At 64.8% G+C, this 6,238-nt stretch carries 9 protein-coding genes; 3 read left to right on the top strand and 6 right to left on the bottom strand.

The genetic code is table 11. From position 1 onward, the window contains the following. Positions 1-126: 126 nt before the first annotated feature. The gene (locus CH296_RS16905; protein ID WP_032396514.1) at positions 127-489 is read right to left on the bottom strand and encodes a VanZ family protein; all 363 of its coding nucleotides are present in this window, start codon (positions 487-489) and stop codon (positions 127-129) included. 9 nt (positions 490-498) lie between these two features. After that, positions 499-1,167 carry a bifunctional 2-polyprenyl-6-hydroxyphenol methylase/3-demethylubiquinol 3-O-methyltransferase UbiG gene (locus CH296_RS16910; protein WP_094685281.1) on the bottom strand — a complete coding sequence of 223 codons (669 nt, stop codon included), beginning with the start codon at positions 1,165-1,167 and terminating at the stop codon, positions 499-501. Between the two features lie 83 nt (positions 1,168-1,250). Here CH296_RS16910 and CH296_RS16915 point away from each other — a divergent pair, with 83 nt between their 5' ends. Continuing rightward, positions 1,251-1,724, top strand: coding sequence for a phosphoribosyltransferase (locus tag CH296_RS16915; RefSeq protein WP_094685282.1), 474 nt, complete (start codon positions 1,251-1,253; stop codon positions 1,722-1,724). Position 1,725: 1 nt separating this feature from the next. Here CH296_RS16915 and CH296_RS16920 read toward each other — a convergent pair whose 3' ends face one another. Then, positions 1,726-2,760: an NADPH:quinone reductase gene (locus CH296_RS16920; RefSeq protein ID WP_179277750.1), complete on the bottom strand. Its 1,035-nt coding sequence runs from the start codon at positions 2,758-2,760 to the stop codon at positions 1,726-1,728. A 99-nt stretch (positions 2,761-2,859) separates the two neighbouring features. Between CH296_RS16920 and CH296_RS16925 the strand changes: the two genes are divergently transcribed. Continuing rightward, a complete protein-coding gene (locus tag CH296_RS16925) occupies positions 2,860-3,369 on the top strand; it encodes a DinB family protein (protein ID WP_094631622.1) in 510 nt (169 codons plus the stop codon). A gap of 3 nt (positions 3,370-3,372) precedes the next feature. Here the strand turns inward: CH296_RS16925 and CH296_RS16930 are convergent, their stop codons facing one another. Both CH296_RS16930 and CH296_RS16935 read right to left on the bottom strand, forming a co-directional pair. Beyond that, positions 3,373-3,867, bottom strand: a complete 495-nt coding sequence (locus tag CH296_RS16930; RefSeq protein WP_094631606.1) for an SRPBCC family protein — start codon at positions 3,865-3,867, stop codon at positions 3,373-3,375. Then, positions 3,864-4,688 carry an SDR family oxidoreductase gene (locus CH296_RS16935; RefSeq protein WP_094647023.1) on the bottom strand — a complete coding sequence of 275 codons (825 nt, stop codon included), beginning with the start codon at positions 4,686-4,688 and terminating at the stop codon, positions 3,864-3,866. The genes CH296_RS16930 and CH296_RS16935 overlap by 4 nt, the downstream gene beginning before the upstream one ends. A 103-nt stretch (positions 4,689-4,791) precedes the next feature. On the opposite strand from CH296_RS16935, the gene CH296_RS16940 reads away from it, so the two are divergent. After that, a complete protein-coding gene (locus tag CH296_RS16940) occupies positions 4,792-5,841 on the top strand; it encodes an iron-siderophore ABC transporter substrate-binding protein (protein WP_094685283.1) in 1,050 nt (349 codons plus the stop codon). Positions 5,842-6,012: 171 nt separating this feature from the next. Here CH296_RS16940 and CH296_RS16945 read toward each other — a convergent pair. Then, the coding region (locus CH296_RS16945; protein WP_143546372.1) for an HNH endonuclease signature motif containing protein at positions 6,013-6,238 on the bottom strand (226 nt) is incomplete at its 5' end.

Genomic DNA, 6,238 nt, shown 5'->3' on the forward strand with positions numbered 1-6,238 from the left:
GGGTGACGGCATCGTTGGTCTCGTGCTCCGGTGGAACGAGGTAGATATCGTGCGGGGCAGAAGACGAGGTGATGACGTTCCTTCCGGAGTCGCGCGCTGGCCGAGGGACCCCGGTGCAGGGTCAGTCTAGTGCAGGTCCGGGGCGCGTTCGACGCGCTGCGGTAGAACCCGACTCGCTGCGAGCAGGCCCACAGCAACTCCGGCGGCGTCGGCGAGGGCGTCGGCGAGCGATCCGGAGCGTCCCAGAGGCAGGATCGCCTGCAGGACCTCCGAGATCGCCGCGAACGTCAGTACCCACAGTGCGGTTCGGATCCAGTCGATTCCGGCCAGGCGTGAGGTGTACGCCAGCGCAGCGAACAGTACGAAGTGGATGATCTTGTCGCTGTGCTGAAATCCCGAGGGAACCCCGGATGCGGGGGTGAAGAGCACGATCAGCGCGACGACGAAGGTGACGACCAGGGGAATTCGTAACGTCGACTGCGTGAACACCGCCCGAGCCTACCGACGTTGCAGCATCACGACCGTGTCGATTCGCTCGTCGCCGTCCGGCGTCGTGCGGGTGCGGTGTTCGGCGTGGATCACCTCGAACCCGTCGCCTGCCGCAGCGACGACCGGTTCCGGTGCGAAGAGTCTGTGCTTGGCCGGATGCTGCGAGGCGTGGCTGTCGCTGGGACTGTGGCCGACGATCAGCAGACGTCCCTTCGGCGAGACCGCTGCGGCGAACCTGCGGGTGGTCAATTCGAGCTCGTCCGGTGGCACCTGGAGGAAGTGCACCGACACGAGATCGAATGCCTCTGTCGGAGGAGTCCAGTCCAGAACGTCGTGCTGCTGCCAGTTCACCGCGAGTGTGTGCGGCTCGAGGGCCTGTTGTGCCGCGCGGGCGCGGCCGAGGGCGACATCGGAGATGTCGACGCCGGTCACGTGCCAGCCTTGAACGGCCAACCACAGGGAGTCGGCACCTTCCCCGCAGCCGATGTCCAGGGCGCGGCCCGGAGTCAGCTCGGACGCTTCCTGTACCAACACGGCATTGGGATGTCCGCTCCAGATGGTGGTGCGCTGGTTGTAGAGGTCGTCCCAGAATGCTTCGTCGAAGGCACCGTTCTCGAAGTCCGGCTCTGCGGGGGTCCGGTCGGCGGCATGAGTGTGAGCGTGCGTGTGGTCGGCCATGGTTCGAGAATGCCCGCTCACGAACGTGGGCGCAAACAAATTTGCTCGATTGGCAAAACGCCGCCTGGGTAGAGTGATCGTTCATGACCGAACAGGAACGTGAAGTACTGACGTGGGCGACGTTCGGGGACGCCTCGCGTGAACTCACCGTGCAGATCGTCGACGACGGGTTCGTCCCGGACATCGTCATCGCGATCGCTCGCGGCGGTCTCATTCCTGCGGGTGCGATTGCCTACGCCATGGGCGTCAAGGCAGCGGGCACCCTCAACGTCGAGTTCTACTCCGACATCGAGGAGACCCTGCCCGATCCGGTTGTCCTCGAGCCCCTTCTGGACACCGACGCGATCGTCGGTAAGAAGTTGCTCGTCGTCGACGACGTCGCCGATTCCGGCCGCACGCTGGCGCTGGTGATCGACCTGTTGAAGGCGCACACGCCCGAGGTGCGGTCGGCCGTGATCTACACCAAGCCGAGAACCATTGTGCAGCCGGACTATTCGTGGCGTGAAACCGACAAGCGGATCAATTTTCCATGGTCAACGTTGCCGGTCATCACCTGAATCAGTCGCTGGAGACGTCGATCAGCACCTTGCCGACGGTTCCGTTCTCGACGGCGTCGTGAGCCGCAGCGGTTTCGCTCAGCGGGAAGCGGTGCAGTGGTAGGCCGGTGGCTTCGCCCACCTCGAGAACACCGGCTGCCGCCGCCGCGCTGACGTCCGCCTCGGCGTTCCGCAAAGCCTCGTCGCCCACGGTGTAGAGGAGTACGAACTGGTAGCGGGTGTTGAGCACCATGTTCGGCCGGACGTCGAGGGTCACGGTGTCGCCGCCGTTGTTGGCGTAGACGGCAACCGATGCGCGGTTGGCTCCCACGGCAGCGTTGAGCGCGGCATTCTGGGCGGGAGCCACCTCGACGACGAGATCGATTCCGGCGGGGATCAATTCGCGGATCTCGGCGGCGGCGTCGCCGGTCTTGTAGTTCACCACGTGGTGCGCGCCCGCGGCGGTCGCCAGTGCGCCCTTCTCCGGTCCGCTGACCGTCGTCACCACGGTCGCGCCCGCCCAGCGGGCCAATTGGATAGCGGCATGGCCGACGGCACCGGCACCACCGGCAACGAGTACCGACTTACCGTCCAGTGCGCCCGGGTGCAGCCGGGTGGGTCCGTCCTCGGAGACGGTCAGTGCGCGGTGTGCCGTCATCGCAGGCACCCCGAGGCTCGCGCCCACGTCGAATCCGACGCCGTCGGGTAGAGGAACCGCCCGGGAGGCGGGTAGGACTGCGAAAGACTGCGCTGTTCCGGTCGGACGCTGATGCTGGGCGAGGTAGACCCAGACGCGATCGCCGACGGCCACGCCGTCGACCTCGGGTCCGACGGCGTCGATCACTCCGGCACCGTCCTGGTTGGGTACCACCTCGTCGAACGCGAGTTCCTCGCCCGGTCCGGAGCCGGTTCGGTTCTTCCAGTCCGTCGGGTTGACGCCCGAGACCACGATGCGGACACGCACTTCGCCTGCGGCGGGCTCGGACACCTCGCGATCCTTCAGCTCGAGGACGGACGAATCGCCGGTGCGGGTGTACACAATTGCTGGAGCAGTCATATTCGGTCCAACGCGCTCGGACCGCACCGATGTTCCCTGCGAGCACATCGGGGTATGCACGAGTGGTCAGCAGTCCCGTCAGAGGAGAAACGAATTTTCATGAATCACAACGAAGTGCTCACCGACGCGTTCGGTCGAATCAAGGAGCTCGTCCACTCCGTCCTGGACGACATCCCCGCGGCTGCGTTGACGTATCGTCCGGACGCCGATGCCAACAGCATCGCCTGGTTGTTGTGGCACCTGACGCGGGTGCAGGACGACCACATTGCGGACGTGGCCGGGAGCGAACAGGTCTGGACGTCGGACTCGTGGTTCGAGCGTTTCGGGCTGCCGTTCGACAAGTCCGACATCGGGTACGGCCAGTCGTCCGCCGACGTCGCTCAGGTCACCTCGAGCGCCGAGTTGCTGCGTGAATACCACGATGCCGTGCACTCGAAAACCGTTGCCTACGTAAGCAGCGTTTCGACCGACGATCTCGATCGGATCGTCGACGAGAACTGGGATCCGCCGGTCACCCTGGGTGCGCGGCTGGTGTCGGTGGTCTCCGACGACCTGCAGCATGCCGGGCAGGCCTCGTACGTTCTCGGCCTCTACACCCGGCAGGCATAGCAATCAGGCGTAGAGCTTCTGCAGGTTCTCCAGCGTCTTACGGATGTTGCGACGCTGGAACTGCGGGAACGTCTTGCCGCTGGTGACGATCTTGTCGAACACGAGGGCCAGCGCGTCGGGCCACTTCGTCCGGTCGTCGGTCCAGGTCTCGGTGACTTTCGTGCCGCCCTCGACCGGCTCGAAGTCGTAACGCCAGGTTGCGTTCGCGCCCTTGATCTTCGGAGCGCTCTTGCCGATGGCATGGACGCGGAACTCGAAGGTCTTCCCCGGGTCGGCCGCCGTGACGGTGCAGCGAGTGACCCATTTCGCTCGGCCGCGCTTGTTGGTTCCGTCGAACACCATTCCTACGTAGGCACTCTCGCGGGGTTCGTGGACGGTGGCACCGGTGTTCTCGGGGCTCCACCGACCCATCTCGGTGGGGTCGCTGATCGCGGCGTAGAGCGTAGCGGCGTCGGCATTAACGACGATGCTGTCGGAAACGGTGAGTTCGCGCTTCACGACGATGCACCCTTCTTCAGGCCGGGATGGACACGAGTGAGCATCGGGACCAACAGTGTTCGCGGGGTGATCTGCGCGAATATCGATCCGATGCGGTTGGCGGGCCCGGGGATCGACACCATGCGTCCCTTGGTCATGTCGTCGACGGCAGTCCTGGCCACTGTCTCGGCAGAGACCCACATGATCGACGGAAGTGCCTTCTCTGCATCGTCTTTGGCGAAGCCTGCGGCTTCGCCGAACCCGGTCTGGACCGGTCCGGGGCACAGTGCGGTTGCGGTCACGCCGGTTCCGCGCAGTTCGCCGGTCAGAGACTGGGTGTAGGAGAGTACGAACGCCTTGCACGCACCGTATCCGGCCTGTCCGGGCAGAGGCTGGAACGCAGCGGTCGAGGCCACGTTGAGCAGCGCGCCGCGTCCTCGTTCGATCATGCCGGGGAGGAACCGGGTGCACAGGTCTGCGACAGCGACGACATCCACCTCGATCATGTGCATCTCGGCGTCGGGATCGGATTCTGCGACCGGTCCGAGTGTGGAAAGGCCGGCGTTGTTGATCAAGATGTCGGGGATCAGGCCGAGTTCGGTGATGCGGCCGATCAATTCGGCTCGCGCCGTGCGGTCGGAGAGGTCCGCTGCGAGCACTTCGGCTCGGACTCCCCGTGCCCGAATCTCCTGTGCCAACTCTTCGAGCTTGTCGGCGCGCCGGGCGACGAGGGTGACGCCATGGCCACGGGATGCGAGCACGCGGGCGATCGCGGCTCCGATTCCCGAGGACGCTCCGGTCACGACGGCTGTCCGATCAGGGGCGGGACGAGGAAGGCTCATGGCTCCCACCGTAGCGAATATGCGCTGCGCAGCGCATTTGAATCCTCATTGAAGGTTAGCCTACTCTTACTTCAATGCTTCTTTGCTTGTCGAAAGGGTAACCATGTTCTCTGCTTCGTCGGCCGGTCGTCGGACTGCCCGCCGTGTGTCCCTGCTGTCTGCACTCGCTGTGTCGGCCCTGGTGGTCGGTGCGTGCTCGTCCTCCGACACTGCCGGGCCCGAGCAGTCGGGAGGCGGTGATTTCGCGGCCGTCACCATCGATTCGGCACTGGGGCAGGCGGTCATCACCGAGAAGCCGGAGCGCATCGTGACTCTCGGTCAGGGTTCGGCGGAGACGGCGATCGCGCTGGGTACCGTCCCGGTCGGCGTCGAGGAGTATTCGTGGGGTGCCGACGACACCGGTTACCTGCCGTGGGTACACGACGCGGTCACCGAATTGGGGGCCGAGCTTCCCGAACAATTCACCGGCGGAACCGAACTGAACATCGAGGCCATTGCCGCCCTGGAGCCGGATCTCGTTCTGGCTCCGTGGTCCGGCATCACCCAGGATCAGTTCGACAAGCTCAGTGCCTTCGCTCCGGTGGTCGCCTACGAGGAGCAGCCGTGGACGATCACCTGGGAAGATCAGATCACCGTGATCGGCAAGGCGATGGGTGAGGAACAGAAGGCAGCGGAGGAGGTCGACAAGATCAAGGCGCGCTTCGCCGACGCCGCCGCCCAGCACCCCGAGTATTCGGACGTGAGCTTTTCGTACATCTACAACACCGGCCCCGGGACGCTCGGAGTGTTCCTCGCCGACGAGCAGCGCGTCGCGATGGTGCGCGGTCTCGGGTTGCAGGTGGACCCGGTGGTGAACACGCTCGACGAGACCGAGGGCACCGACTCGTCGGTCATCGGCTTGGAGAATGCGAATCTGCTGAACGATTCCGACCTGATCTTCACGTTCTACTCGGATCCGCAGAACCGTACCGACACCGAGAATCAGCCTGCGTACAAGCAGATTCCGGCTGTTTCCCGCGGGTCGGTCGTTGCGCCGACGGATCAGTCCTTCGTCACCGGGTCGTCCATCATCAATCCGTTGACGGTGCCGTGGGCACTCGAGCGATACGTGCCGATGATCGACGAGGCTGTCGCGAAGCTCGACGCGAACTAGCCAGTAGACCGCGCTGTCGTTCCTGTCCCAACACCTGCTCGAGGTGATGTGACACGACCGCGGTGTCTGATCCATGGTTCGACCGAATCAGCCTGTCGAGCAGTCTCTTCCAGCCCCGCGCCGTGTTCTCGGTGCGGGGCTGGATTGGTATGTGGAGGGGTGTGGGCAGGGTCAGGCGATGTGGGGGCCTGCTCGGGCGTGGGATGGTCTGGGTTGTCGGTAGGGGTCGACGGTTGCCGGTGGCACGAACCACGGGTGGTTGTCGGTGCCGATGAACACTTCCCAGTCGGAGTGGTGAAGGAGTCGGTGGTGGAATCCGCACAGGAGGACGAGGTTGTTCATGTCGGTGGGGCCACCATCGGCCCAGTGCCGGATGTGATGCGCCTCTGTCCAGGCG

The organism is Rhodococcus sp. 14-2496-1d, assembly GCF_002259365.1.
In the GTDB taxonomy this organism is placed as follows: Bacteria; Actinomycetota; Actinomycetes; order Mycobacteriales; family Mycobacteriaceae; genus Rhodococcoides.